Here is a 24,802-nt window from a genome sequence, read left to right as displayed (position 1 = left end):
CCGGGCTCGATTCTATACTTCTACCCATGAGTCCCTACCGTCAGTGAGATGAGGTCTAATCCCTAAAATTGCGACCTAGTGGGTTTGTTAGCTCACCAAGTGCTGGAGAAAATCCGTGAGCGCTTTCTTTGGATCGTCTTCTTCCGATACGATCATTTCGATACCCCATTGACTCAAAACTTCCTGTGCGACTGGGTTCGGTCGATTTGTGAAGACATAGGACTTTGGTCTGGCAGATGGTAGCACCGAACGCCCCCACATTTCTGTCAATCTATAAAACAAGAGTCGAATGTTGATATCCGAAATACTGTATCCGATGAAGAGAACAGAGTTCCCTAGGGCATCGTTGCTGAGCTTGATGTCCAGCGGAGAGTCATTATTCAATCGCTTAAAGTAACTGGTTTCATCAAGAACAATTGATGTTTCATCATCAAAGTCCCCATGGAATTTCACTATCTGACGCTGCCCCTCAGTGACAGACACTAAGTCAGCAACGCTTGCGATCTTGTCGTATTGTACTTTGAATTCGTCGTGAGCCCTTTCTAGCCATCTATCGTAGTTGGTTGTGTAAATTCGCGAAAAATTTCCAATGGCAATCAGTCGATGGATTTCAGAAGTAGAAATATCTGTACTGGGCTTGTGCCATTCGCGATCCATCCAGCTCCTAAGCGGCCCAAGATTACCTTTTCTCCTCTTGTAATACTCAGCAAGCGCAAGAGGTGTTCCGTAAGTGGTGAAGATCTTCGGATCGTAGCCTAAGTCCTGAGCGATGTGAGTGATAAGCTCGTTCCAAGTAGGCAAATTAAGATTGGCAGATACCCCTGCGCCTACAAAGAGCATTAGTTTGCCAGTGCGATATGCATGTAACAGTTCAGAGTTCATCTTACACCACCAGTAGTTCTGAGATATGTGGCGAACTGGTCGAGAGCTCGACGGCGCATGGAAATAGTATCCTTGGCGTCTCCCATCTCGGCGAAAGTTTGTGTGTACCCGTTCGGGATAAAAACGCAGTCCCATTGAAAGCCCGTGGGACCTGCCGGTACAGTAGGCACAGTTCCCTCGATAGACCCTTCAAACAGCCGAATATTACGGCCATCACAATACCCCAACACGGTTTTTGCGGTTACGGAGGGATTTTCTAGGCCAGCTACTAGCTTAACGAATCGATCTGCCTCTAGTTTGTCCCAAAATATCTGGGTCAAGCCTGCAGGAAACCCATTTAGGCCGTTCAGGTAGAGGCCTGTGTGTTCGACAAAGAGTGGACGACCAATAGCTTCAAATGCCTTCGTTAACTTGTCCCGCACTAAACGCTCTACATCCTCGGTCTGCAGCTCTTCAATTTTCCTAGATACTGGTACGACTTCCACTCCGACTGGGGCAAGAATGCGCTGAACCTCGCGGATCTTGTGCAGATTCCCGGACATGAATCGAATTTTCAATCTAGACCCTCTATGAATGAATATCGCTTGGCGACGTAGAACTGTTCGTAAATATCACTAGCGGATAGTCCCTCGCTCATTGCCGATGCATGATCATCTACTAGACCCTTCTGATGAATAGCTGGGTTGTCTGAACAAATCACAAATGGGACCTGGTGACGCTTGAATTCCAGCAATGGATGGGCTTCGTCGGCAGAAACAGCACCAGTGAGTCTGTTGCTAATTGGACATACTTCGATGCAGATATCCTGCTTTGCGAGGAAGTCTAGTAGGTGAGGAGCCTTGCTAGCTGCGGTTCCATGACCAATTCGGTCTGCACCAAACAATTCCACGGCAGATCGAACATTGTCCACTCGACCAGTTTCGCCCGCATGGATGGTTATCCCGAGTCCGAAGCGATCCTTCGCCTTCCGAAATAGCGATGGTAGCTCTGTTGGGTAGGCAATTTCCTCGTCTCCCGCCAAGTCAATCCCGACTACATCATCAGGCTCACCAAGATCTTGATATGCCTTTAGAAGTGTGGACAAGGCAACTGAACTATAATCGCCACGTGTCACAGTGAGAATTAAACCGATACGCATACCAAACTGGTCAGATGCCGCTCTAGATGATTCTAAAAGGCGCTCCAATGCTTGAGCGGGTGAGCAATTTTGCAAAGTGGCAAGGTACAAAACGCTACTTCGGAGTTCTACTAAGCGTACGTTGTTCAGGGCTAGGTTCTTAACAACAGCCAATGAAAGACGATCTAGGTTCTCACGTTTTTTGGGGAATAGTCGCAGCACCTGCCAAGGTGTCAGGTATGATGCCAACGACTGGCATGGTGTACACCTCAGCATGTCCCGCTCAAAAATGAAACCTGGTGGCAGCTCTGTTAATTCGTCCACGAAAATGTCTTGAATAGTCGAAACCGGGATTGCGCCGTTCATATGTACATGAAGTTCTGCTCGATCTAGGTTGCTGATTTTTTCAGCTACGTTCATATGCACAATGTCATGTTCGGTTGTTCCACTATGCTTTTCTACAGAGTCAATTTGGTATTGAGTCAATTATTATCCTTAGTCACTCGCCACTAGCCTCGCTTTCACACATCCCCAGTCGACTGTTTGGTTACGACGAATTAAATAAATGACTCTATATATCAGTTGTTCTTGTTGCTAATCCAGTATTTTTCCCCTCAAGGGAGCAAATATTGAGTAAAGTGACATTAAGTTTAAAAATGTATAGTTTTTCCTCGTTTTTACCTAATAGCTCATAGGCAGACCCCCTTTAACCATACGCGATACAACCAGACAGACATGATGGGTTTGTTACCTACACGACTGCGGATCGAGTCTGTATCACACCCCCTTGCTAGCAATAGGCTGTGTTGGTCTATTCCGCTACAGTCTGACTGATGCCTGCCTTGACTGTCTCCCACTTTACAGTTGTCCGAACAACTGCCATCAGGTTGGTCCCTGCTGGAGGTGAGTCAGGCTTCCACGTGTTATAGGTTGACTCTTTTGTCAACAATCTGAAGCTTGTGGGTTGTCTTTGGATTGCTACTTCAAGTTGATGACAATCTGCCTGACCGGGGTTTTACGTTGCGAATAGATCTTTAGATCTTTAGATCTTTAGATCTTTAGATCTTTAAAGACATAAAAGAACGCGCACGCACGCGTAGGAGACTGTTTCTAAACGGTTAGCGAATGGTTTAAAAGCAGTTTGCGAAGGGTTCTGCTCTTAGGTTATAGCTATCCTCAAACCCACATAAACTCTGCATTCGTTGGAGTTTTATGACCAATTTGTACAGCTATTTGTACTGATAAGTTTTATTCAGTTTGTGTCATTTCATGTGTTGGAAAAAATAGATGAAATTGACTGTTTAATAACGGTTCGCGAAGTGTTCGCAATCCGTTTCGGAACTATTCGCCAAGCGTTCATTCTAGTTCCTTAACTCCTGCCGAAGCGAGCCAAATACCATTCCCTCCCCATCGAAAAAGCCTCTATTGAGGCTTGTCGGTGCCGGCCTGTTGCTGTGTGGGCTGATACCCAGATTCAAGGTGTTGGGTTGAAATGTCAGTCCAATTCGAATCCAAGTCAGCTGTTACCCCTGTAGGGCTGGCCGCATAGGTTGACATTCCTTCAGACTGCTCTCGAATGAAAAAACCAAGGAGCAATCTTATGAATCAACCTAATACGATACTGATTTCCGAAGCTAGCTTGCGTAAAAAGCTGGAAATCTCGCGGGCTACCATCTACCGCTGGCGTAAAAATAATCCGAACTTTCCCAAGGCTGTCCATATCGGACCGCGGGCTATTCGTTACGACCTTGCCGCTGTTGAGGCATTCATTGCCAAATTGAGCGAAGGGGAGATTACGTAATGGCCTCCCCATTCAAGAGATTCATTTTGCTGCTCTACATGCCCTTCACCATGGAGAAGAACTACCTGCTCTCTGCTGATGGTTTCCTTGCTGTGATTGGAGGTGAGACATGGGTGATGTAGTAAGACCGGATGCCAAGGACGTTACACCTCAAGAGCGCTGGGTTTTGTACTCGAGGGAAAAGGCACTGTTGCTTGAATGTGAGAAGGAGCTCACCCACAAAGAGATGGAACTGCGTGTACGTACACTGGTCGATAAATACGGTGTGTAATATGGCTGATGTTTATAAGTTTCCGAACAAGCACCGGCCTGTACAACCACCGGCGGTGCGTGTGGCAACCCTTGATGATGGATTTATCCGTATCCCCAATGATCTCTATGAAGCGCTGATCCTGGCTGATCTCAACAAGCGGGAGCAAAAGGTGGCACATGCCATCGTCCGCAAAACCTATGGGTTTAACAAGCAGTTTGACAGGATCAGCGACTCTCAATTGACAGAACTGACTGGGATACATCGCACGCATGTTTGCACTACTAAAAAGGCACTGCTGGATCGCCAGATTCTGAAGCGGGAAGGGAAAGCGATTGGACTTAACAAAGTCGTTTCTGAGTGGAAATCACCTGAGTGCCAAAATGGTTACAGTGTAGCTGTTTCAGCTACACCCTCTGTAGCCAAATCAGCTACAGGAGGTGTAGCCAATTTGGTACACACAAAAGACACTATTCAAAAGACACAAGACAACCCCCCCCTCCCCCCCAGCGGGGGAGAGCAATCGGCTGATGCCGACTTGCCGTTCATCGCTGAGAACTCTGCCACTAAGAAGTCCTCAGTGCAGTATCAAGCCTTTGCAGATGCCTATAACGCGATCCTGGGAGGTCGGTTGCCACGCTGTGAAACGTTGAGTAACCAGCGCAAGCGCGCCATCAAGACTCTGGTTGGCCACTTGCGCCCTGACCGGCCTGCGGTCGAGGCTTTCACAGCTTATTTGGAAGATTTTCGTGACCACGCTAGCGGGTTCTACTTCGGTGATAACAATCGTGGCTGGCGTGCAAATTTTGATTTTATGGTTCGGTTGGAGACCCTGATCAAGGCTCGGGAAGGGGCGCTGATGGAGGTGGGTTGCAAATGAGTGTCCATAAAGAGTCAGGGTGGGTGCCTCCCCATAGTTTCGAGGCTGAGCAATCGCTGTTGGGTGGAATCCTGCTGCGCAATGACAAGTTCGGTGAGCTGACCGTGTGTGAAGGGGATTTCTACGCCCGTCCACATCGCTTGATCTTCTCCGCGATGGCGGAATTGTATTTCAGCCATCAGCCGGTGGATCTGTTGGTACTGCAAGAACGTTTGGAGTCACGTGGTCAACTGACCGAGGTAGGCGGGATGGCCTATCTGGTAGAGATCACAAAGAACACCCCGAGCGCAGCCAACGTATCGATTTATAACCAGATAGTAAGGGATTACAGCCACCGCCGATTTGCCATCGCCAAGCTGCAAGATGGGCTGGAAGCGATGACTCAACCCGGCCAGGCAACAGTGGATGAACGCTTCGCTACATTAAATGGCTTGATGGCGGAGGTAGATACCAAGCGGGCAGGAGGCGTCAGTGGTCTGGCTACCCCGGCCAGTGATATTGCGTTGCAGTGGTTTGAGCAGCAGGAACTTCGTGCTGCACGCCACGATGGTGAGTTAACCGAGGTATCAACAGGGATCCCCTCGCTGGATAAGCTGCTCTATCCGAAGGGTATCAGCCAGACGGCACTGGTAGTGATTGGAGCACGCCCTAAGATGGGCAAAACCAGTCTGCTGGCGGCGATGTGCAATCACGCAGCGCTTGACCGGAAGCTACCTGTGATAGGTTTCAGTTTGGAGATGACCCGGGTCGAACTGTTCGAGGTTATGGTGTCACAGGCCTCAGGGATTGCATCTCATCACTTCAGTATCCTTGAGGATCAGCAAAAGATTGACAAGGGGAATAAGGTGGCTTCCCAGTTGGGACAGTCGACGTTGTATTTGGCCGATGCACCCAGGATCAGCATCCATCAAGTCATCCGCGAGAGCAGGCGGTTACGCAGGGAACATGGCCAGTTAGGGTTGATAGCAGTGGATTACCTGACCTTGATGGCTACGGACAAAGCTGAGCGCAATGACTTGGCATATGGCGAGATCACTAAGCAGCTGAAGCAGTTAGCCAAAGAACTTAATTGCCCTGTGGTGTTGCTTACCCAATTGAACCGTCAATTGGAACAGCGTCCTGATAAACGGCCGATGCCCAGTGATAGCCGTGACACTGGTCAGATTGAACAGGACTGTGACCTGTGGATTGGGCTGTATCGCGACGAAGTATATCACGAGGGTAGCTCTTACCGTGGCGTGATGGAGTTGCTGGTACGGTTGAATCGGGGTGGCAAGACGGGGACGGCTTACTGCGGATTCCATGACGGGGTAATCACTGCGATGAATGAGGAAGAGGTTCATCGGATGGCTGCAGTCGAGGCTATGTCAAACCAACCGACAGGTAAGGCGCACAAGAAGGAGTACTAACAGTATTTTCTCCTAATGCCAATCGTGACAAGGGTATGTCCTGTAAAAAACAGGAAATTAACAGGAAGCCTGTGTAAAAACACTGCGCCATGTGTCGTATTGCGAGCAGTCAACTTCAAACTTCGGGAGTGCAGACATGAAGTATAAACCAGGGGAGTCGGGTAATGCTGCTGGTCGGCCCAAGGGCTCATTGGGCAAGCGCAATCAGTTGTCAGCCAACCTCGTCGATGAGGCATTGCAACAGCTACGGGCTGCCGTTGAGGCGGGCGACATGCATGCAGTGAAGTTGGTCATCGAGCGGGCCTATCCTGCTCTCAAACCCGTTACGCCGGAACATTCCATTGATGCAGAACTGTTAGAGCTCAAGATCCGCAGTATGCGTGAAGTTGAAGAGCGGGTAGCAAAGTTGGAAGCGTCTTTACTGAAAGAGGTGAAAATATGAGCAGTCATTCCTTGTCCGGTCGCCTAGATCGTCTCGAGCAGCGAGTAGATCCGGATAAACAACTGAGAGTTGTAAGTCAGGTGAGTTTCGTAGCATTGGTTGATGTCGATGACCCCCGGTGTGGTACATGGAACATCTGTTTGCAAGGAAAAACAGCAACCTCATCGTTCACGGAGATCGAGTTTTATGGCCGAGACCTTGCTCATATCGAGGCTCTTCACGATGAATACCGGCAGCAACAGAAGTCTGAAAGTGCCGCTATAGACTAATGATTCTATCGAGGCATCCAAGGCTACAATCTAGTTTAGGACGAGGGGGTAGGAGATTCGAATCCTCTCACACCGACCAAATTAAACAAGGGTTTAGCTTCGGCTAGGCCCTTGTGCTTTTCCGGTCCCCCTGTTCTGTGGGACATTTTGATTTGCTCCCTTGTTTACCACATCTGCAATCGCGAGCTGTTGGATCCTCATCCGTTGTTTCCCCTTTCTTGGAAACGTGTTAACTATTTTGCCCGACTCGTTGTAGGCCTCAAATAAACGGCTGATATCAATATCTTTGAATATCAGGCTTCGATGGTAGGAAAAGGATCACCAGATATGCAAGGCCAGGAACGGCAATGCCAGGAGTTTTACCAGACTCGTTTTGCTGGATATGCACAGCAGCTTGCCCCATTCGCCGCACTTGATGAGTGCCTTCACGACTTTCTGGATCAACGTCCGAGCGGCAAATACACAACTCGCAATCGTGCTGCCGGACTGGCTGCCGCATCCTTTTGGTGGGAGCCAGTCAATCTTGAAGGTGCTCAACTGGCAAGCTTGGCACTGGGACGTATTTTGCATTTTGAGGATGCTATTAGTACTGCGCTGCTGGATCATCTGGCCGCTCGTCATCCAGATGTATTGCGTTGGGCGATTCGTTACTCGAAGCTGTTTACACGCAGCGATTCACCGCTCTGGCGGCATCTTCGGGACAATCTCGTCAGCAAGGATTGGTGCGAATTTTTCGGCGTCTGTGATCGCTTGCTTGAGCAACTCGAACCATTCGATAAAGCCATCGCACTGGCTGAGTCCCACCTGAAGTCGCTTACGCTATTAGAGCTGCTTTCCTATTTGAGCGTGACAGCTTATGGGCAACTTGGTGCCGCTAAGGATAGAGACAGCAGTGCGGAAGATTGGGATGTCTATGATCGGATTATCGCGCGCAAACTGTTGAATTGTTCCGAGCGTGATTTTCAACTGACAGAGGAGGTTCTCGGCCGATCTCTCAAGCGTCATTTGTCGCCACTCCTTTTTCCACAGTCAGGTGTGGGGCGAGAGTGTGTTGCCAACCTCGAATCGGTTGCCCTGCTTATTGCCGCTATGCGCGAGCGAATCGACTACGAGAATTCCATCAATTGGTTCTGTTTTGACAGCGATTGCGGTTACCAGCTCAAGCCGGGACAACCGGTCATCTTCAATAAAACTGATTTGGGCTCACAGCGCTGGCAGCGTACTGAGAGAAAAAGCAGGTTGCTTTGGCACTACTGGATGTACCGCGCGATTGAACAATTCGCAGCGTCCGATATGGCTGGCGCAATCATAGGGAGGCCGGAAAACCACGAAGCGAATCAGCTTGCTTACATAAAAGCCATTCGCAGTCAGCTCTACCTGCAGACCATTTTCGGATTGGGTGAACGGGTCAGACTGAACGATGGAGCTGAGGTAGCCCTGCACCACGCGATATTAGCCAGTGAGCTGACAACCGTGTTCTTCGAGCTGGCATTTCTCCAGCCTTTTCTGCGCTATATGGATGACTCAGGTGTAGCAGTGAAGGCTCTGGGTCAATTGGCTTTTGAAGGACTTGTGCATGGTGAGAACCGCTTTCCCATCACCTGGTCGGAACCGAAAGATAAGATCCGTCGTATTTGTGGTTGGACCGTCAGCCCTGAGCATCCCAAGGGCGACCCCGAGGCGGCTGAAGCCATCCTGAAGTTCTGGACCAGTGATCTGCAGGCTCTATCCGCGCAGATAAGGCAAGCGCCAAGCATACCGTCACCACGACTGTACGAGCGGCCGTTCTACAAGATTGGCCGCTACAGTTTTCAGTTCCCCTGGGTTGCCGGTCAACAGAACAATCTGACCGCTGCGGTGAATAACCTGCGTCGTGTTGAACAACGCAGGCCAGCTTTGCGCAGCGAAACGGAGCGTATTGAACATACCCTTGCCGAAGTGCTAAGGCAGAGGGGATTCCACGTCGTGGTGGGCTACCAACCGCCACTGAGTGATGAGCGCGATGCTGGCGAAGTGGACCTGATCTGTCACCTAGATGGGGTCGTGTTGCTGCTGGAGGTCAAGTCGGGCTTCATCCGTTCAACTCGTCATGAAGTCTGGCTGCATCGAACTAATACTCTGCGCAAGGCGGCAAGACAGTTAAAGCGCAAGCAACCGGTTGTGCTGCAGGCCTTGCTAAACGACAAAGGGTTACGTTCGGCCCTATTGCTGAGTGATGTCAATCCTCAGCCAGCCCTGCATGCCTGGGTTGTGGATACGTCTATTGAATTTGATGGTGAGGTTGTCGATGGATTCCACGTCGTCTCCCGCGAGATCATGGAAATCGCTTTGCGCGATGAGCCGCATTATCTGCGGGCGTTTGAACAGATGGACGAGGCTGGGGTTGAGAATAAGGAAGAGACACTGTATGCCGACGGATTCAGTGCGCAAGCTCTTGTTAGGTTGATCGAGTCCGATGGAGTCTGGCGTGATGTGCTTTAGGCGCCAGTAGAGATGGATAGCTAGCACCGCCATATATGTGTTCCTACAGAGCCAGCCCCATCGATACCGAAGCTGGGTTTGTAGTCAAGATTCAATGCTTTTGTCACGCTTCACTACCGTGACACTTTTTAAATTTTTTTCCGGAACCACAGTGACAAGGTTCGTTTCGCCCCGGTTGTGGAATATTGGAGGCACGACGCAAAACAGTCATCCGCTGGCGTTCTCGGGACATTGGCCGTATCGGTCGTGGATTGAGGCAGGCTTCACGTAGCAGGTACGCAGCACCCTGATCGCTTGATATACAACCTAAATTGTACATCTGTTCGGCAACCGCCATCTGCCTGACTTGTCTATCGACAACAGGGATACAGTGATGGTCGAAGAGGGTCAAAGTGATGATGTCACTGCCATTTAGCGAACTATCTGGCCCATTTACGTTGATCTGCTCTCGCAGACGCTCGACGACGTTTTTACAGGCCAACAAGCATTCGCCACGTAAATCCGTCGGATCACCATCTGTTGACAGGAGTGCGAAGCAGTCTTGCAGATATACCGCCGCACGAAGTAAATCCGGCCGCTGGCTAGTACGCTCATAGATCATATCAGCTGCTGATAGAGTCGCACGGGCCCTAAACTCATCAAATTCCATCGCCCGCTCAAACTCAGCCTCCGCATCGCTAGCAGGGCGATTCGGAATCCTGCCGTCACGAATTAAACAGGCTAGTTGATACACCGCACAGGGGTAATCCTGAGCGGCTGCTTCCTCAAGCCAGTGGATGAAGTCTGTTTCGCTTTGTGGCACCCCTGTGCCATTCATGAAGAGAACAGCAAGATTGTACTGCGCCTGGGGAAAGCCAGCTTGCGCTGCTTGGAGGGTAAGCTCCGCAGCTTTAATCGGACTGGCCTCACATCCGACACCTTCAAGATACATGAGCCCCAACCCAGAGAGAGCTGCGGGATGTCCTAACTTTGCTGCACGGTTATATAGCTCGAATGCTTGAGCCTCATCTTGAACAAAAATACCTATTCCAGAAATTGTTCTCTGGGCGGCATAGACAAGAGCGTCAGCATGGTCCGCTTGTGCTGCCTGCGCTATATATCGTTCCCCTTCATTAATCTGAGCTTGCTCTTTCTCCTGATCATTGAAAAAGTGCTTGGTTAGATAATGTCCGTACTCGTAAAGACAGTTAGGATGTTTCTTGTTGGCCCCTCGTTTGAACCAAAACATGGCATGGTCGATATCTTCTTTCGCTTCCAGAGGATATCCATCGGAATGAAGCGGCACCCCAAATTTGGAGTGTTGCTCTGCTCTTTCCTTGAAGTACATACCCGCCTGATTCATGGCTTCGACATCATGATTAAGCATCGCGCGGACACACATCTCTTTGAGAACTCCAGACTCAATTTCCGCGACACCATATTCAGGTACATCCTGATGCCTAGCGGTATAGATATGCTCAATCAGGCTCCTCGCTGCGACCAACGCCTCAGCCGCGATAGCTGGTAGATCCAGCTCAATGAAATCGTAACTTTCTGGGTGGGCCGCCTGATTTCCACTAATCTGCAACAGCCGTAATTGCTGCTTCACTTTTGCCTTAAGCATCCCCTGTTGATCAAGGCGGGTGATTTTGTCAGCTAGCATCAGCCTCGGTAAGTCACGGTCCAGGCAGTCACAAAAAATTGTGGCCAGACCACGTAGTGACAACAGTGCGAGAGCAGGAGTGTCGATACTGAATGCTTTTGCATCTCTGTAAAGTCGTCCTATGTCAGCAGAAGCACCATATGCTAACTGAATGTCGTCCATGAATAATCTCAAGCAGGTTGATGGCCAACGATAACGAAATACACCAAAGTATGTGTAAGGTCTGGCCGATACAAGTTTATAAATATTGACGGGTTATAACATGTAATTGACGAATACACCGCCAATTACAATCACAATGAACGTTGAAGATTATGGCGGAGCCGAGACTCGGCACACGCTGTGCCGAGTCTCACCTTATATAGCTCAAAGAGTGTACCTTTTGAACCATATAATCAGCCCTTCAAAAATATAGCTCAAAGCTGTTGTTTTTATTATGAGCCACACCTATGTTTAGAGCCATAGATAATGAGCCAGGCATAGGGGTATATCGTGGCAGTCATCGGGTATCTCAGGGTTAGCACGGGCGAACAGAGCGTTGGTGCTCAACGGCACAGTATTGAACAAACGCACAATGTCGAAACCTGGTTTACGGACGAGGGGGTATCGGGAGGGGTGAAGGCTCTACAGCGTCCTGGCTTTGCCGAGTTGTTCAAGTTCATACGCAAGGGAGACACGCTGATCGTTCCTGCGGTAGACCGTCTTGGGCGCAATACCATCGACGTGTTAAATACGGTTGAGGCACTTCAAGGCAAGGGCGTTTCAATCATCAGTTTGCGGGAAGGGTTTGATCTGTCAACGCCGATTGGCAAGGCCATGCTGACGATGTTGGCCGCTGTTGCAGAATTGGAACGTTCAAACATCAAGCTCCGGCAGATGGCTGGGATTGCCAGGGCGAAGGCAGAAGGTAAGGCGCTGGGGCGTGAGAAGACAATTGACGATGCTGCCGTTGCCATCTGGCGCAAAGAGAATTCAGCAAGCATTAAATTAACCGCCGAACATTTCGGGATCTCGCCTGCCAGCGTAAAACGTGCTTGCAGGCTCGGGTAATGAAAGATACGACGGATGTTGAATGTGATGGTGATTTAGGTGATGCAAAAGGTGTGCTCATGCTCCAGGTTTGGGAGACTTCACGCTTGTTTGATAGAGCCTGTTTTGAAAATTTCAGCACGGTGGTAGGTGAGATACTTAGTCTGCTAAAGGCTGAATGTGCCTACATTCATGGGTAGGTTAGCTAAAGGGCCTGCTTGATGCTGGGTTCAGAACATAGTTGGTCGCCGGAGTCTGAAAAGGTGATCCACCCTTGGTCAAATAATTTGTCGATGTGTGAATCGTCCCCAGCAGTCATAAACACCAAGTGATGCCTATGTCATCAAGCAAATGAACCGCCTAGCAATTCAAATGTCCAGTGGTAGGATGAGTTCTGTCGCAGATATCGATTCGCGACCTTGAGCGAAATTTTTTCGATACATAAGGGGACGCGAAGTGAAAGAACTACTGGCAGCAGCTACGATGAGCGACGACGAGGCTGCTGCAGGTCGGGAGGCTGCAGATCGGCTTGCGTATGACTGGGACAACCGTGACTGGGTACCTTTATCACCAACTCGCGAGTGGGCGCGTGCGGCAACCAATCGCTTAGGCGAGATCATATCTAGCCAACCGACGATACTTCGGGCAAGTCTAAGGGGCGCCGACAGGGGCGCTAGCACACTAAGCCCGCGGCCTTTCCAAGGGCTCATAGAATGCCTACAGAATGCGGATGATCTCGGTGCATCAACTCTGCATATCGCATATCGGAGTAAACCACATTCCGAGTTGCTTATTGTCCATGACGGCGAACCGGTCACGTTTGCGAATGTTGGCGCGATGCTCCTACCATGGCTTTCGACTAAGGATGCCGACGCTGCCGCAGCCGGGCGCTTCGGCATTGGTCAGCGCACACTCGGAGCTCTTGGTAGCCCGATCACACTCCACGCATCTCCATTTCATTTTGTGATGGATGAGGATGGGCCGATATCAATTGAACCATACCCCGATGTGGATGGAGTCTACAAGGCAAGTCGTCGGGATACGATGCTTGTAATTCCACTCTTAGAATCTGTAACTAGCGACAAGGTTGTCGAAGCTGTTCGTGAGTTGAATGCCGACTCGTTAATCTTCCTACGAAGTATCCGTACGCTCCAATTCCATCATCTCGAAGATCCTTCGCATGACCTGCTCTTCGCTGTTGAAGTAACTCCACAGCAAAATGGAAGGATCGAATTCGATGAGGACGTCGCCGTAGTTGAAATCGCGGACGTGGACGTCCACTTTCCTGCTGGTGTAGTGCAGTCATACCGCCGTTATTCGACGCGGCGAGCCATCCGAGACGGCGAAATGCGGTCGAATAAAGCGACGGATACTTCCACTCTGATTGGAGTCTGCGTGCCGATGAGTGGTCTATCCAGGCCTCTGCGGCTGTATGACCGTATGCCACTGCCAGAATTCACCGGTTTGTCGATAGGCTTTAATGCACAGTTCGATCCCGACGCAGCTAGATCTACCCTGCTGCCCAATACCTGGAACCGGAACCGATTCACAGACCTTGGTCAGCTTGTCGCCTGGGCGGCGCTCGAAACATTTCGAGCTGGTTCCATCACTGCATGGAACCATGTCCCCTTGAGGGCCGAAGCGGACAAGCATGAGGGATGGACTGCCAACCAAGTTCGCGAACTTATCGTCGATGCCAGTCACTTCATTCTCCGAAACAATTTGACCCTGCTGACCGGTTACGGTGAAACATCGGTCGACAACATAGCCTACGAAACCGAAGCACTCGAGGCCCTACTCAGCGAACAGGACGTCGAGCTGTTAACTGAGGGGAAGGTTGCTCTTCCGCACCGCAGTCGCGATGTATCAGGACGTTGGCGTCTGGTGTTGGGAGAATTAGATCGTTCCGAGATCGTCGAAGTTCAGGATGCACTTCAAGTAGTGGACGGCGACCCCAAGCGGGGCGTCGATTGGTACGTGCGATTCGCTGCCATCGCGGAGCAACATGGGTATTTCGATACCTTCATCTCACAGCGTGGCCTTATCCTGGCTGACGGTACGACCACTGCTAAGCCGCAGCCCACTGATATATGGGTGCTAGTAAAGACAGCATCGCCAACGGCACTGTCCACGCGTCTCGGGCTCGCCCGTCAGCTCCACCCTGCCTACTTCAATAGCGGCGCCGGAACCCTCTCGTTTTTGTCGAAACTTAAAAACCAAGGTGCGTTGTTCGACGACCGAGACACAGGGACCGACGTGTTCGCGATCTTAGAGCGCGGCGCGTCCTCGATCAGCAAAGCACCTACGACGATCAGGCTGGAGGACGAAGACCTGCTCGAACTCCGTGACGCTTGGGCTGTGGTTCCACGCGAACGGCACGCCGATCTGGGACAAAAAGTTGGTCAGCGGATCGAACTGAAGGCGATTTGGTACGACTCCGATGGCAAGCGAGTAACTGGCTGGTCCCGCCTTGTGGAGATGTATCAATCCGCCAGTATCGATCGCGACAAGGATAGCTTTGCCTCGGCTGCTTACCGCACACCCGGCCTAAAATGGGTGGATAGTGGGTATGCTAAGGTTCTTAAGCCGTCAGCTGGGCGTTCGGCGATTGGCGCACAGCGCCTTCTGTCCGCCTGGGGCGTTGCGCGAGAGCCAAGGTTGATCCGGCCGAAGGACGAATACGCCCCCTATTTACGCGATCCGAGACCGGTGAGCCCGATCAAGACACACATGCGCACCGCAGATCAGTTGCAAAACATTCAAGCGGGAGGATATTCCACACATCTACTTGACGACCATTGGTCACCAGATGCGGAAGCTGTCGCTGCGAACATCTCCATCGCGCCCGCCAAGGCTCGCAAAAAGAGGGCTATGGCCCTACTTTCGACGCTAAGCCGCGCATGGGAGAAACACTATTCGGATTCTGCGACGGCGCACACAGCTTCCGGTTACTACGGATACTGGTCTACCGTTATTGAGGTTCGCGCGACATGGCTTGCACGGCTCGCGGACATCAAATGGATGCCTGATGCCGGTAATGGCCTGCAACGCCCATTAGCTCTTCAGGTGCAAATACCTGGAAATCCACCAAGACAGAACGAGCGTTCCTCTACCGTAGCCAAACTAGACCCGCAGATCCTGCGGTCCGGAATTCTTGCCGCACTAGGGGTGAAATCGGGACCAACTCAAACCGACCTCATTGAGCGACTTCGTACCCTACGCAAAGAACCAGTGACGGAGTCGGTCATTGCGGACTCGTTAGCGGCATATCAACTCCTCGCGGCATCTCTGCGCAACAAAAGCGATGGTTTCCAAGAAGGAAGGATGACGGCAGCACAGTTGAAGAACGCTTTCAGAGCTGGCTCGGAGGGTCAGGGTTTGCTTCTGGTTGGCGTCAAATGGCTGTCTCCAGAGGACCTGTTGCGTGGGCCGGCAATCTTCGGCGCCCGCAGGGAATTCGCCCCCAACATTGATGGCCTAGAGTCGCTCTGGAGTACTCTTGGTGTCAAATTGCCGGTTGCTAGCGATGCAATCTCTGTCCTTAAGGAGATTGCCAAAGGACAGCCTTCACCAGAAGACTTGGGCATCGCGATCCGTGCGCTCACTCTTTTGTCTAATAACTTAGTCGATATGCAACCTCAGATGCGTACGAAGCTACGCCGACTGCCGCTTTGGACTGGCTCAGAATGGACGACGGAGCGTCCTGTTTACGCATTTGAGGGAGAAGCGCTGCAGTCATGTGCGCCGACCAACATAAAGATTTGGAGGCCCGGGTTTAGTTCCTTTGGCACTATTTCAACACTGCTTGAGGCGCTCGGGGTGGTCCGACTAACCCCTGCTGACTTCCGTCCGGTATCGATTCCCGAATACGGAATTGCAGAAGATGATTCCATTAGGTCGGTCTTCACCAGGGGGGTCGCTCTTCTTAGGCAGGAGCTCGTCAAGGGAGACCAAGCGCTGCTCGACGGACTTACCGTCGACTGGGAGCATCTCATCGCTGCGCCAGTGGTGGTCGACCCCAACTTGTCGATTGTCACTGAACTCATCTCGGGGTCGATCCATTTGCAGGCAAGGGCGCATGTTGGTCGAGAGCCTCTCAGCTTGATAGTAAGGAGCTTGTCGGACGCTGGTACTGCTGAGGGAGCAGGCGCAGCCATAGCATCACTGTTTGAGGGGGATCGCCAAAAGGTTGCGTGGGCGTGGGCCGCTATCTGGCCTCGTGCAGTAACCGGTGAACAAGCGGAAGGTGCCGTGCTGCCGAAAACTCGGGTCGAGCGTGGCGAGGATACGGAGCGGCTCAAACAGCTTGCAAAGCAGGTGTCCGGACGGAAAGAGGTCAGACACCAGATAGAGAAGTCTAGGGTGAAGACTCATTCTGCCTTACAGCCTGTCCAAGTGCGGAAGCTACGCGATCTTGGCGATTTGGTACCGTCGGTGGGGATTGTAATTAACGAGGGTACAAAGCAGTCGGGCAAACTGATCTTCGCCAAGCGTAGGCAGGACACTGGGACGAGGCAGTATGATCCTAACATCTCAACGAGCGGATTGAATGACTTCTCGCTGCAGCGTACGGTACTTCCACCTACCAGCGACCGCGAAAGGATGGCGCTAGACGTGGTTCGGCGCGCTTTGCGGCTGGATGCTCAGCAGCTCAATGATCTTCGCAACAAACGGGGTGTTGGTGTCGATGCTATCGACGAGTTGCGTCAATGTTATGAGATTAAAATGAGCTCAAATTCGGCGGTACCTAATGATATCGTCCTCACTGCAAGCGAGGTTGAGGCTGCAAGGAACGATCCTGATTTCTTCTTAGCGATTGTCTCCGGTCTAGAGGACGGTGAGGGCAAGTTACGTGTTCGCTTTATCTTCAATCCGCTAGCACAGCTCGATGTCAGGGTACGCAGCGACCTTATGCTGACCGGTGTGTGTCGTGCAGAGGCGCTGGAATTTGAGTTTGACCAAGTAGGACACGAAGATGAAAGGTAAGCGTTCACTTAGACTGCATTGTGCCAAGAGGGGACTTAATAGACTGCAAATGGAAGTGGTCAGCATTGAATATCGCAAGGTGGGTGTTCAAACATCGTGATTTCTTCGCCCTTTACGATGTGTCCTATCTGATGGGCATCACGGCGAACGATGATGCATGCGTGGTTATCTATTTGAGGTCATTGTGCTGTGGACTGCCTCAGTCCCAGTAGACGATCCTGTCCTAGAGTTGGACAACAATTGTAGGTGTTATGACCCGTCAGCGTTATCCAGAAACATTCAAGATGACAGCAGTTTAACAAGTCATCGAGCGCGGGCAGCCTGACTCGCGGAGAGTGGGAGCCGCAGTGGTACCTGCTCTATCAGGCGGTGCTGGCATGGTGCCATGTGCAGGAGAGTGAGGTGGAAGCCTTGTACAAGAGTGGGACAGCTGCCTGAGTTTATTCCGGCATTCGTTATCGCTAGTGAAATATACGGGTTTCAAACTGCATCTATCCAACCCATTTTGAGCAAATAATTTGCTATCAAGATTGCTCGGAGTTACGTTTACATCGTAAATAGTTTTCCGGCTTGGCCCATCTCTGCTGAGAAAACCGGCGGCAACCATCGGTCGCCACCGTAGGTCCTCAGTGACCAAAGATTACATGGTAAGTGTCAATCACTTTGAGTATTGCATCGCACCAGTTTGTGATGCAGATAGGTAGTGCCATAAACAGGAATCCTACGGCTTGCCAGAGCCAAGGTCTCCATCTATTCCAAGGCCCTTCAGTTCGCAGCTGTTGGGCTTTGTTTTTGCTGCTGTCGCAGCTTGTCTCCGCACATCGGCGGCTTTCCTCTTCTTCCATATGGCTCTCCTGCTCGCCAAAGGTTTATCGCCATTTCACTTATCATCCTGCTTGCTCCAGTTATGATTTGGTTGCTGTGGCTATGATCCTTCATCAGGGGGTCATTTCGATCCACCTCCTACACGGTAAAGGTTGGTACCACATCACGCAACACAACCGATGCCCACATTATTAAAGTCCTTATGAGTCCCTGTGGATAACTGTAATTTTAATGGCGTTGCCATTCTACTTATCGCCCTAGTGCGTGGACAAACTCATTCCTTAAATGTCATACCAACACTATGCCATGTAGATACATCTTCCCTCTTGGGGGATTTCCGTACTTCAGTCACCTACAGCTGTCACGTGTTAGCGTGGTGTTATGCGTCATAGAACCTCCACAATGCGAGCCCGATGCTCTGTATGGATATTGCTACAGTTTCTGAGACGGATGCAAAGGACGCCCAGCAAGATCTGGCCAGATCTGGATAGAAAAAAGATATCGCTCTGACACTTGGAATGAGGCTTTGAAGCTCGATTACATCGCGATACCAATAAATCGACTCGCACAGTGAGAGCAGTGACGACATACCCGCGACATTAATATGGTGGGGCAAGAGGGACTCAATGGACAGCAAATGGAAGTGGCCAGCGTTGAAGGTAGCAAGGTGGGGGCTGCAGCATGGTGAGTTTTTTGATCTCTACGATGTGGCCTATTGGCTGGGGATTCCACTTCAAGAAGCCAGCAAGGTGATGTGTTATCTGAGATCTCTGCGTCATGTGGAAAAAGAGGCCGAAACGAGGCGTTGCAAGCCTGAGCTTGGGCGAATGGCGCGTCGCCGGATCTTTATCAAGGTGTTGGCTATTCATTCGGAGCCAGAGAAAAATCAGACTTCGGTTCCGGATGAACGCAATCTTGCTCAACAACATGCATGAGCTGTGCTTATGTGCTGGCGGTGGGTATTTGGTGAAAGGAAGAGAGAAACGATGGCGAGATGTGATGTATAAAATCGGGGTATAGAAAAAACAAAAGGGAGCAAATGCTCCCTTTTATCAGCAACATGCTAAATTAGCATGCAGTTTTTTGCCAGGCGTGGTCCGGGACACCTAAGTAACGGAACAGATTGCTGTTCTGAGTGGCCATTTCAATCAGCTTTGCATTCTGTTCTGCAAACTTGACCAACGGACCACGGCCCTCAGCATACTCAGAAATCACAGCTTCCAGTGCTTTCATGAGCTCTCCACGATTTGCCATAGCAGACTCCAATTTGAACCACACTCTTGGTGTGTTAAGTGTACACCCTACCAATAAATGAGGCTGTACGATATGAATCATTTTTAAAATTTTTAGCGAGGCGCTAGATTCTACATGGGATTTAATTCATGGTCAAATTGTAACCTACTTCCTGTAGGTTACGACTGCCGGAATGCCCTTACAATAGTTGTCAACCATTGTAAAGCCAGCCGACTCAAATGAGATACTGTCACACCTGGTGGGTGATGTAAACGCAAACTTCTCGACAGAGATCTCACTTTTGCTTAACTTTTCCATGAAGATAGATAGGTCTTCAAGCGAGGCTGTTAGTATCGGGATCCAGTGGACATGAATCTCTTGTGGAGCCTTAGTACTCATCTCCCAGTAGTTAATGTCTATGCTGTTATCCGTCATAGCCCCGACAGCATATGCCACAGGCATGCGATCATAGTAAACAATCAGTCGAACTGGCATACCTATGCCTGATGTCCAATAGGCTGGCATGATCAGCTCAGGATCATATACAAAATGCCCAGCTCTTCGAAACGCAGAAATATCATCAATTGCCTGCTCGTTCACAACGCCGAGACCAAGTCTCTTAGTGAGTTGTAGCTGGCTTTCCAGAATCGTTTCTGTAACGCCGTAAGTCAATCTCTGAACTTCAATAAAGTCTTTTTCTGGCATGAATGTGCTCATACCACCCCCCATAACTTAATGCAGCCGCGATTTTAGCCGAGAGATGATACATGGGGGACAACTGAGTCGGCAATCATTTGTTACAATTTCACCTTGATGTAGTGCTGATTTATAAAAACTATTGAAACCAATGACTTTTCGTGGTTTTTCCTTGCATTATGCTCGCAATTTCTGGTATTGATTTTAATGTCAAAAGGTGGTTTTTTATTGTTGTAGTGGTTTTTTATGCAGATATGTGCTTTGCACATGGAGGGAGCATTGGATTCAAATTTTATTGAGAGAATGTGCTTGTCATCTGGTGAGATCATAGATGAATTGCTGGCGAAGTATCCACTACCTGGTTTTGGGCCACTAGCTTGGATTGAGGCCGCGGATGCTTCTGCTGTCTTGGCTGGTGAAACAATGCTTGATGTACTGTCTAGATGGATGCACTTATCAAAAGAAGGCCGGCTGAAAGTGCAATCTGATGTGAATGGGCTATCCATATCAGAGGGATGATAGGGACGTGGCTACAAAAAATGGTCTCGAGATGAAGGTAATCTGCATCTAATAGGTTAGGTGCAGTTTCCTATACATATGATGCTGCCGCTGGTACTAGCAAGTTGTAGTCAGTATGTAATAGTCATTAATCGACATGCTTATGCCTTTACTGCGGGAAGATCTCTGATACAAGTAGTGTATCGCGGACTTAGCCGCTCCCGCTTCATCATCCATTCGCTGGTATCCCGCCCCCTTGTTCCAAAGTAGACCCTCCCTATTTCTTCCTGATTGCTCTTGTCGACCATCAGCAGCATTGCTGCGCTGGCTTTGTTGCTCACTGGTGAACAGGTCGCCCTGTTGGATGCGGTCTGGGGTGAAGTCAGCCAGCATGAAGCCACCTTTCTGGTAGCGGTGTCCATTTCGCCAGATGTTGGATAGGAGCGGTCCAATCAGGGCAAGCAGGGCCCTGGTGTATGGCTACCCGGGGGTTGATCTGGTTGCCGTAGTACGGCTCTTTGTCATTGAATGGACTGTTGTGGATAAACAGGGTGATGTGGCGACAGCACATCCCTTCAGCTCTGAGCTTCTCGGCAGCCCGCTCCATGTAGCAGGCTAGGGCCTGGTGCATGGCGCCGATCTGAGTGATGCGCTCACCAACGCTCCTGCTGAAGATGATCTGTTGCTTGGCCTTCACTATCTCTTCCAGACCGGCGCATGGGATCCCCCCGCAGCTCCTGGACAGTTCGCTCGACGACTACCCCATGTCTCCGCCTCAGGCTCTTGGCATCTGCTGACACCAGTTCGGTCACGGTGTGGATTCCCTGTGATTCCAGTTTGGCGGTCAGCCGTCGGCCAATTCCCCACACGTCTTCGACCGTGATGATAGCCATCAGCCTAGCCCGCTTTGCCTCATCGCGAGGATCCACCACACCGCCGGTGGCAGGCCACTTCTTGGCAGCGTAGTTCGCCAGCTTGGCCAGCGTTTTGTCGGCCCAACCCCAACCCCAACCCCAACCCCAACCCCAACCCCTACCGTTAGACCTGTCCACTGCTGCACCCGCTCACGGGTCTGGCGACCGTATTCCGTGAGGTCACCTGCCCATGATTCGCTGAGCTCGATAATGGCCTCATCGATGCTGTAAACCTCTACCGCTGGAGCCATACCTTCTAGGGTAGTCATGGCACATTACGACATGTCGCCATTGAGGGCGTAGTTGCTGGAGAACCAGACGCCTCCCATGGCTTCAAAGAGCTGGCGGATCTGGAAGTAGGGGGCCCCCACCTTGAGCCCTAGTACCTTCGCTTCTACTGATCGGACCACAATGCAACCGTCGTTGTTGGGTCGCACCACGATTGGCCGCTCCTTCAGGTCTGGTCGAAACAGGCGTTCGCAGGATGCGTAGAAGTTGTTCACGTCAATCAGAGCAATTGCCTGCGGCATGGTTTACCCCAGCTTGGTCTTGTGGATCACGAAGGTTACTACGCCGAATATCTCCAGTTCCTGGCCTTCCTGCAGGATGAACGGTGGTAAATCTGGGTTGGCTGGGAGCAGGGCTGCGAATCGATGTTCTTGCAGCCGCTGACTGAACAACTGACAAGGGGGCGAAGCCGCTTGTGTTCCTGGGCTGATGTTAGCCCAGAGTGAGACCTAACAAGAAATGAGCAAGGCTCGCATCACTGCGAGCCTTGCTGTAGGAGCCGAACCTGCAACCTTCGCATTACGAGTACGGTAAGCACAAGGCGTAGCAGCAGGCATATAGCAAGTTGGAACTGTTTTTAACAGATGGTGGAGGCGGCAGGAAACCTGTAAGGGTAGGTGCGGCGCTCTATTGAGACTGATTACAAAAGGAGATAAAGGTGCGTGCAATACATGCATTGATAAAGACATCAGATAAAAGAGAAGAAGGCAGGGAGTATAAATTGTAAAGCCGTTTCGCTATCGAGGTGAGGAAATGGCTATGTGTACCAGCTTCGCCAGCAGTTGCTTTGCTACCCACACAGTCCTTTGTGTCAATGAGCTATCCCTACCGTAGGTTAACTACCAGCATCCCAGCTTCCGCCTAAAAGCACCCATTAAAGCACCCCAAAACGCCAGATAAGCAAAAGGCGTAGCGGTTACTAACCTGCTACGCCTTGCTGTATGTGGTGGCCCCTGGGGGACTTGAACCCACGACCAATCGATTATGAGTCGACTGCTCTGACCAACTGAGCTAAGGGGCCAAATTGTGCGTTTAGCGGCGTGGATTATAGGGGAAGAGGAAGGGGCAGTCTATAGGCATATCAACCACTTGGCGACTAATTGTCCAGGTCTATAGAGGGTGCAAAGCGGGTCGCAAGAGTAAATGCCAGACAAAACAAAGCCCCGCATGGCGGGGCTTTGGCAGAGCAGTTTGACACAGGGTCAGGACTATTCGTCCAGGAAGCTGCGCAGCACTTCCGAGCGACTCGGGTGGCGCAGTTTACGCAGTGCCTTGGCTTCGATCTGACGAATACGCTCACGGGTAACGTCGAACTGTTTGCCCACTTCCTCTAGGGTGTGGTCAGTGTTCATGTCGATACCGAAACGCATCCGCAGTACCTTGGCTTCGCGGGCGGTCAGGCCAGCCAGCACTTCGCGGGTGGCGTTGCGCAGGCTTTCGCTGGTCGCCGCATCCGCTGGCAGAGCCAGGGTGGTATCTTCGATAAAGTCGCCCAAGTGGGAATCTTCATCATCACCGATGGGCGTCTCCATGGAGATAGGCTCTTTGGCGATTTTCAGTACCTTGCGGATCTTGTCTTCCGGCATGCCCATGCGCATGGCCAGCTCTTCCGGGTTCGGTTCACGACCCATCTCCTGCAGCATCTGACGGGAGATTCGGTTGAGCTTGTTGATGGTCTCGATCATGTGTACCGGGATACGGATGGTACGGGCCTGATCCGCGATGGAGCGGGTAATGGCCTGACGGATCCACCAGGTAGCATAGGTCGAGAACTTGTAGCCACGACGGTATTCAAACTTGTCTACCGCCTTCATCAGACCGATGTTGCCCTCCTGGATCAGATCCAGGAACTGCAGACCGCGGTTGGTGTACTTCTTGGCGATAGAGATAACCAGACGCAAGTTGGCCTCAACCATCTCTTTCTTCGCACGGCGGGCCTTGGCCTCACCGATGCTCATGCGGCGGTTGATATCCTTGATCTGGGCAATCGACAGACCGGTCTCTTCTTCAATCTGCTGCAGCTTGCCGATGGCGCGCTGAATATCCTCGTCCATTTCAACCAGACGGGGAGACCAGGCTTTGCCAGCCTGCTTCTGGTATTCGAACCAGGCAGTTTCACACTCGTTGTTGGTGAAGGCCGCGACGAAGGTTTTCTTCGGCATCTTGGCCTGCTCAACGCAGAGCTTCATGATGATGCGTTCCTGCACGCGGACGCGCTCCATCATTTCACGCATGTTGTTGACCAGGCGATCGAACTGCTTGGGCATCAGGCGGAATTGACGGAATACATCGGCCAGCTGGGCGATGGCGGCCTGGGTATCTTCGTGCGCGCGACCATTCTTCTGAATGGAGAGGCGGGTCACTTCATACTGTGCACGCAGTTCACCAAACTTCTCGCGAGCGACTTCCGGATCCGGACCACCGTCACCGTCGTCGTCAGAGCTGTCGCCATCTTCGTCTTCGTCTTCTTCGTCTTCTTCATCTTCGTCGGCCAGATCGTCTTCGCCGAGTTCGGAACCGATATGCGTGGCGGTAGGCGCCATATCTTCAGTTTCGTTCGGGTCAATAAAGCCAGAGATGATGTCAGAGAGACGCAGCTGCTCGGCTTCGTACTTGTCGTACTGTTCGAGCAGGTAAGTAATTGCTTCAGGGTACTCGGCTACGGAGCTTTGTACCTGGTTGATACCGTCTTCGATCCGCTTGGCGATGTCGATTTCGCCTTCACGGGTCAGCAGTTCGACGGTACCCATTTCCCGCATGTACATGCGGACGGGATCGGTCGTGCGACCAATCTCAGATTCAACAGATGCCAGAGCCTGGGCCGCTGCTTCGGCAGCGTCCTCATCGGCGGTACCACCTTCAGCCATGATAAGGTCATCGGCATCCGGAGCGTTTTCAACCACTTGAATGCCCATATCGTTGATCATCTGAATGATGTCTTCGATCTGGTCTGAATCGACAATGTCTTGCGGGAGGTGATCGTTCACCTCGGCATAGGTCAGGTAGCCCTGTTCTTTACCTTTGGCAACGAGGAGTTTAAGCTGAGACTGCGGGGTTTGCTCCATAGAACTCATCCGGTTGGTGTTGCTAGGTTGCGCGTACAGTGCGCTGCTGCGCAAATAGCCAATTCTAATAGAAAACCGCCAGACATGCTATGTCT

General features: G+C 51.1%; 20 protein-coding genes, 1 tRNA gene and 1 pseudogene. 11 read left to right on the top strand and 11 right to left on the bottom strand.

What is annotated here, in order from left to right; genetic code table 11:
• Positions 1-87 precede the first annotated feature (87 nt).
• The 3 genes from ACB040_RS13805 to ACB040_RS13795 are packed head-to-tail and all read right to left on the bottom strand — an operon-like array spanning position 88 to position 2,485.
• On the bottom strand, positions 88-882 hold the full coding sequence (locus ACB040_RS13805; RefSeq protein ID WP_201907985.1) for an SIR2 family protein: 795 nt from the start codon (positions 880-882) through the stop codon (positions 88-90).
• Positions 879-1,439: a non-canonical purine NTP pyrophosphatase gene (locus tag ACB040_RS13800; RefSeq protein WP_201907983.1), complete on the bottom strand. Its 561-nt coding sequence runs from the start codon at positions 1,437-1,439 to the stop codon at positions 879-881. The genes ACB040_RS13805 and ACB040_RS13800 overlap by 4 nt, the downstream gene beginning before the upstream one ends.
• Positions 1,436-2,485, bottom strand: coding sequence for a hypothetical protein (locus ACB040_RS13795; protein WP_201907981.1), 1,050 nt, complete (start codon positions 2,483-2,485; stop codon positions 1,436-1,438). Before ACB040_RS13795 ends, ACB040_RS13800 begins: the two co-directional genes overlap by 4 nt.
• 1,114 nt (positions 2,486-3,599) lie before the next feature.
• On the opposite strand from ACB040_RS13795, the gene ACB040_RS13790 reads away from it, so the two are divergent.
• The 7 genes from ACB040_RS13790 (at position 3,600) to ACB040_RS13760 (ending at position 9,531) form a co-directional block, all read left to right on the top strand.
• On the top strand, positions 3,600-3,800 hold the full coding sequence (locus ACB040_RS13790; protein ID WP_201907979.1) for an AlpA family transcriptional regulator: 201 nt from the start codon (positions 3,600-3,602) through the stop codon (positions 3,798-3,800).
• Positions 3,801-3,909: 109 nt separating this feature from the next.
• Positions 3,910-4,071, top strand: a complete 162-nt coding sequence (locus ACB040_RS13785; protein WP_201907978.1) for a hypothetical protein — start codon at positions 3,910-3,912, stop codon at positions 4,069-4,071.
• Position 4,072: 1 nt separating this feature from the next.
• The gene (locus ACB040_RS13780; RefSeq protein ID WP_201907976.1) at positions 4,073-4,930 is read left to right on the top strand and encodes a replication protein; all 858 of its coding nucleotides are present in this window, start codon (positions 4,073-4,075) and stop codon (positions 4,928-4,930) included.
• Positions 4,927-6,339 (top strand): DnaB-like helicase C-terminal domain-containing protein, encoded by a 1,413-nt coding sequence (locus tag ACB040_RS13775; RefSeq protein WP_234916221.1) that lies wholly within the window; start codon positions 4,927-4,929, stop codon positions 6,337-6,339. The genes ACB040_RS13780 and ACB040_RS13775 overlap by 4 nt, the downstream gene beginning before the upstream one ends.
• 136 nt (positions 6,340-6,475) lie before the next feature.
• Positions 6,476-6,781, top strand: coding sequence for a hypothetical protein (locus ACB040_RS13770; RefSeq protein WP_201907972.1), 306 nt, complete (start codon positions 6,476-6,478; stop codon positions 6,779-6,781).
• Complete coding sequence (locus tag ACB040_RS13765) at positions 6,778-7,050, top strand: hypothetical protein (protein WP_201907970.1); 273 nt, start codon at positions 6,778-6,780, stop codon at positions 7,048-7,050. The genes ACB040_RS13770 and ACB040_RS13765 overlap by 4 nt, the downstream gene beginning before the upstream one ends.
• Before the next feature lie 327 nt (positions 7,051-7,377).
• Positions 7,378-9,531 (top strand): nuclease-related domain-containing protein, encoded by a 2,154-nt coding sequence (locus ACB040_RS13760; RefSeq protein WP_371155237.1) that lies wholly within the window; start codon positions 7,378-7,380, stop codon positions 9,529-9,531.
• A 103-nt stretch (positions 9,532-9,634) separates the two neighbouring features.
• Here the strand turns inward: ACB040_RS13760 and ACB040_RS13755 are convergent, their stop codons facing one another.
• On the bottom strand, positions 9,635-11,335 hold the full coding sequence (locus ACB040_RS13755) for a tetratricopeptide repeat protein (RefSeq protein ID WP_201907966.1): 1,701 nt from the start codon (positions 11,333-11,335) through the stop codon (positions 9,635-9,637).
• Positions 11,336-11,665: 330 nt separating this feature from the next.
• On the opposite strand from ACB040_RS13755, the gene ACB040_RS13750 reads away from it, so the two are divergent.
• The 3 genes from ACB040_RS13750 to ACB040_RS13740 all read left to right on the top strand — a co-directional run bounded on the left by ACB040_RS13750 (position 11,666) and on the right by ACB040_RS13740 (position 18,948).
• Positions 11,666-12,223 carry a recombinase family protein gene (locus ACB040_RS13750; RefSeq protein ID WP_371155239.1) on the top strand — a complete coding sequence of 186 codons (558 nt, stop codon included), beginning with the start codon at positions 11,666-11,668 and terminating at the stop codon, positions 12,221-12,223.
• 435 nt (positions 12,224-12,658) lie between these two features.
• Positions 12,659-17,188 (top strand): sacsin N-terminal ATP-binding-like domain-containing protein, encoded by a 4,530-nt coding sequence (locus ACB040_RS13745; RefSeq protein WP_371155241.1) that lies wholly within the window; start codon positions 12,659-12,661, stop codon positions 17,186-17,188.
• A 1,451-nt stretch (positions 17,189-18,639) separates the two neighbouring features.
• Entirely contained in the window at positions 18,640-18,948 is a 309-nt protein-coding gene (locus ACB040_RS13740) for a hypothetical protein (protein ID WP_371155243.1), read from the top strand.
• A 133-nt stretch (positions 18,949-19,081) separates the two neighbouring features.
• Here ACB040_RS13740 and ACB040_RS13735 read toward each other — a convergent pair whose 3' ends face one another.
• The gene (locus ACB040_RS13735; protein ID WP_162629635.1) at positions 19,082-19,246 is read right to left on the bottom strand and encodes a hypothetical protein; all 165 of its coding nucleotides are present in this window, start codon (positions 19,244-19,246) and stop codon (positions 19,082-19,084) included.
• Between the two features lie 165 nt (positions 19,247-19,411).
• Positions 19,412-19,963 carry a hypothetical protein gene (locus tag ACB040_RS13730; protein ID WP_371155245.1) on the bottom strand — a complete coding sequence of 184 codons (552 nt, stop codon included), beginning with the start codon at positions 19,961-19,963 and terminating at the stop codon, positions 19,412-19,414.
• Positions 19,964-20,221: 258 nt separating this feature from the next.
• On the opposite strand from ACB040_RS13730, the gene ACB040_RS13725 reads away from it, so the two are divergent.
• Positions 20,222-20,461 carry a hypothetical protein gene (locus tag ACB040_RS13725; protein WP_371155247.1) on the top strand — a complete coding sequence of 80 codons (240 nt, stop codon included), beginning with the start codon at positions 20,222-20,224 and terminating at the stop codon, positions 20,459-20,461.
• Positions 20,462-20,601: 140 nt separating this feature from the next.
• Here ACB040_RS13725 and ACB040_RS13720 read toward each other — a convergent pair whose 3' ends face one another.
• The 5 genes and pseudogenes from ACB040_RS13720 to rpoD form a co-directional block, all read right to left on the bottom strand.
• Positions 20,602-20,748 (bottom strand): DUF4113 domain-containing protein, encoded by a 147-nt coding sequence (locus tag ACB040_RS13720; RefSeq protein ID WP_371164849.1) that lies wholly within the window; start codon positions 20,746-20,748, stop codon positions 20,602-20,604.
• A 74-nt stretch (positions 20,749-20,822) separates the two neighbouring features.
• On the bottom strand, positions 20,823-21,137 hold the full coding sequence (locus ACB040_RS13715) for a hypothetical protein (protein ID WP_371155251.1): 315 nt from the start codon (positions 21,135-21,137) through the stop codon (positions 20,823-20,825).
• Between the two features lie 195 nt (positions 21,138-21,332).
• Positions 21,333-21,884 (bottom strand): annotated as a pseudogene (locus ACB040_RS13710) (hypothetical protein).
• Positions 21,885-22,586: 702 nt separating this feature from the next.
• Positions 22,587-22,663, bottom strand: a tRNA-Ile gene (locus ACB040_RS13705).
• A gap of 187 nt (positions 22,664-22,850) precedes the next feature.
• Positions 22,851-24,746 carry an RNA polymerase sigma factor RpoD gene (gene rpoD / locus ACB040_RS13700; RefSeq protein WP_263718854.1) on the bottom strand — a complete coding sequence of 632 codons (1,896 nt, stop codon included), beginning with the start codon at positions 24,744-24,746 and terminating at the stop codon, positions 22,851-22,853.
• Positions 24,747-24,802: the final 56 nt, after the last annotated feature.

It is taken from the genome of Aeromonas sp. S11(2024) (assembly GCF_041402345.1).
GTDB classification, from domain to species: domain Bacteria; phylum Pseudomonadota; class Gammaproteobacteria; order Enterobacterales; family Aeromonadaceae; genus Aeromonas; species Aeromonas veronii.
This window is presented reverse-complemented; position numbering and strand designations above follow the sequence as displayed.

Excerpts from the sequence above, each read along its gene's own strand:
- ACB040_RS13805 (WP_201907985.1), bottom strand. The coding sequence starts at position 882 with ATGAACTCTGAACTGTTACATGCATATCGCACTGGCAAACTAATGCTC.
- ACB040_RS13790 (WP_201907979.1), top strand. The coding sequence starts at position 3,600 with ATGAATCAACCTAATACGATACTGATTTCCGAAGCTAGCTTGCGTAAA.
- ACB040_RS13785 (WP_201907978.1), top strand. The coding sequence starts at position 3,910 with ATGGGTGATGTAGTAAGACCGGATGCCAAGGACGTTACACCTCAAGAG.
- ACB040_RS13780 (WP_201907976.1), top strand. The coding sequence starts at position 4,073 with ATGGCTGATGTTTATAAGTTTCCGAACAAGCACCGGCCTGTACAACCA.
- ACB040_RS13775 (WP_234916221.1), top strand. The coding sequence starts at position 4,927 with ATGAGTGTCCATAAAGAGTCAGGGTGGGTGCCTCCCCATAGTTTCGAG.
- ACB040_RS13770 (WP_201907972.1), top strand. The coding sequence starts at position 6,476 with ATGAAGTATAAACCAGGGGAGTCGGGTAATGCTGCTGGTCGGCCCAAG.
- ACB040_RS13765 (WP_201907970.1), top strand. The coding sequence starts at position 6,778 with ATGAGCAGTCATTCCTTGTCCGGTCGCCTAGATCGTCTCGAGCAGCGA.
- ACB040_RS13760 (WP_371155237.1), top strand. The coding sequence starts at position 7,378 with ATGCAAGGCCAGGAACGGCAATGCCAGGAGTTTTACCAGACTCGTTTT.
- ACB040_RS13755 (WP_201907966.1), bottom strand. The coding sequence starts at position 11,335 with ATGGACGACATTCAGTTAGCATATGGTGCTTCTGCTGACATAGGACGA.
- ACB040_RS13740 (WP_371155243.1), top strand. The coding sequence starts at position 18,640 with ATGGACAGCAAATGGAAGTGGCCAGCGTTGAAGGTAGCAAGGTGGGGG.
- ACB040_RS13735 (WP_162629635.1), bottom strand. The coding sequence starts at position 19,246 with ATGAAAGCACTGGAAGCTGTGATTTCTGAGTATGCTGAGGGCCGTGGT.
- ACB040_RS13730 (WP_371155245.1), bottom strand. The coding sequence starts at position 19,963 with ATGAGCACATTCATGCCAGAAAAAGACTTTATTGAAGTTCAGAGATTG.
- ACB040_RS13720 (WP_371164849.1), bottom strand. The coding sequence starts at position 20,748 with ATGGTCGACAAGAGCAATCAGGAAGAAATAGGGAGGGTCTACTTTGGA.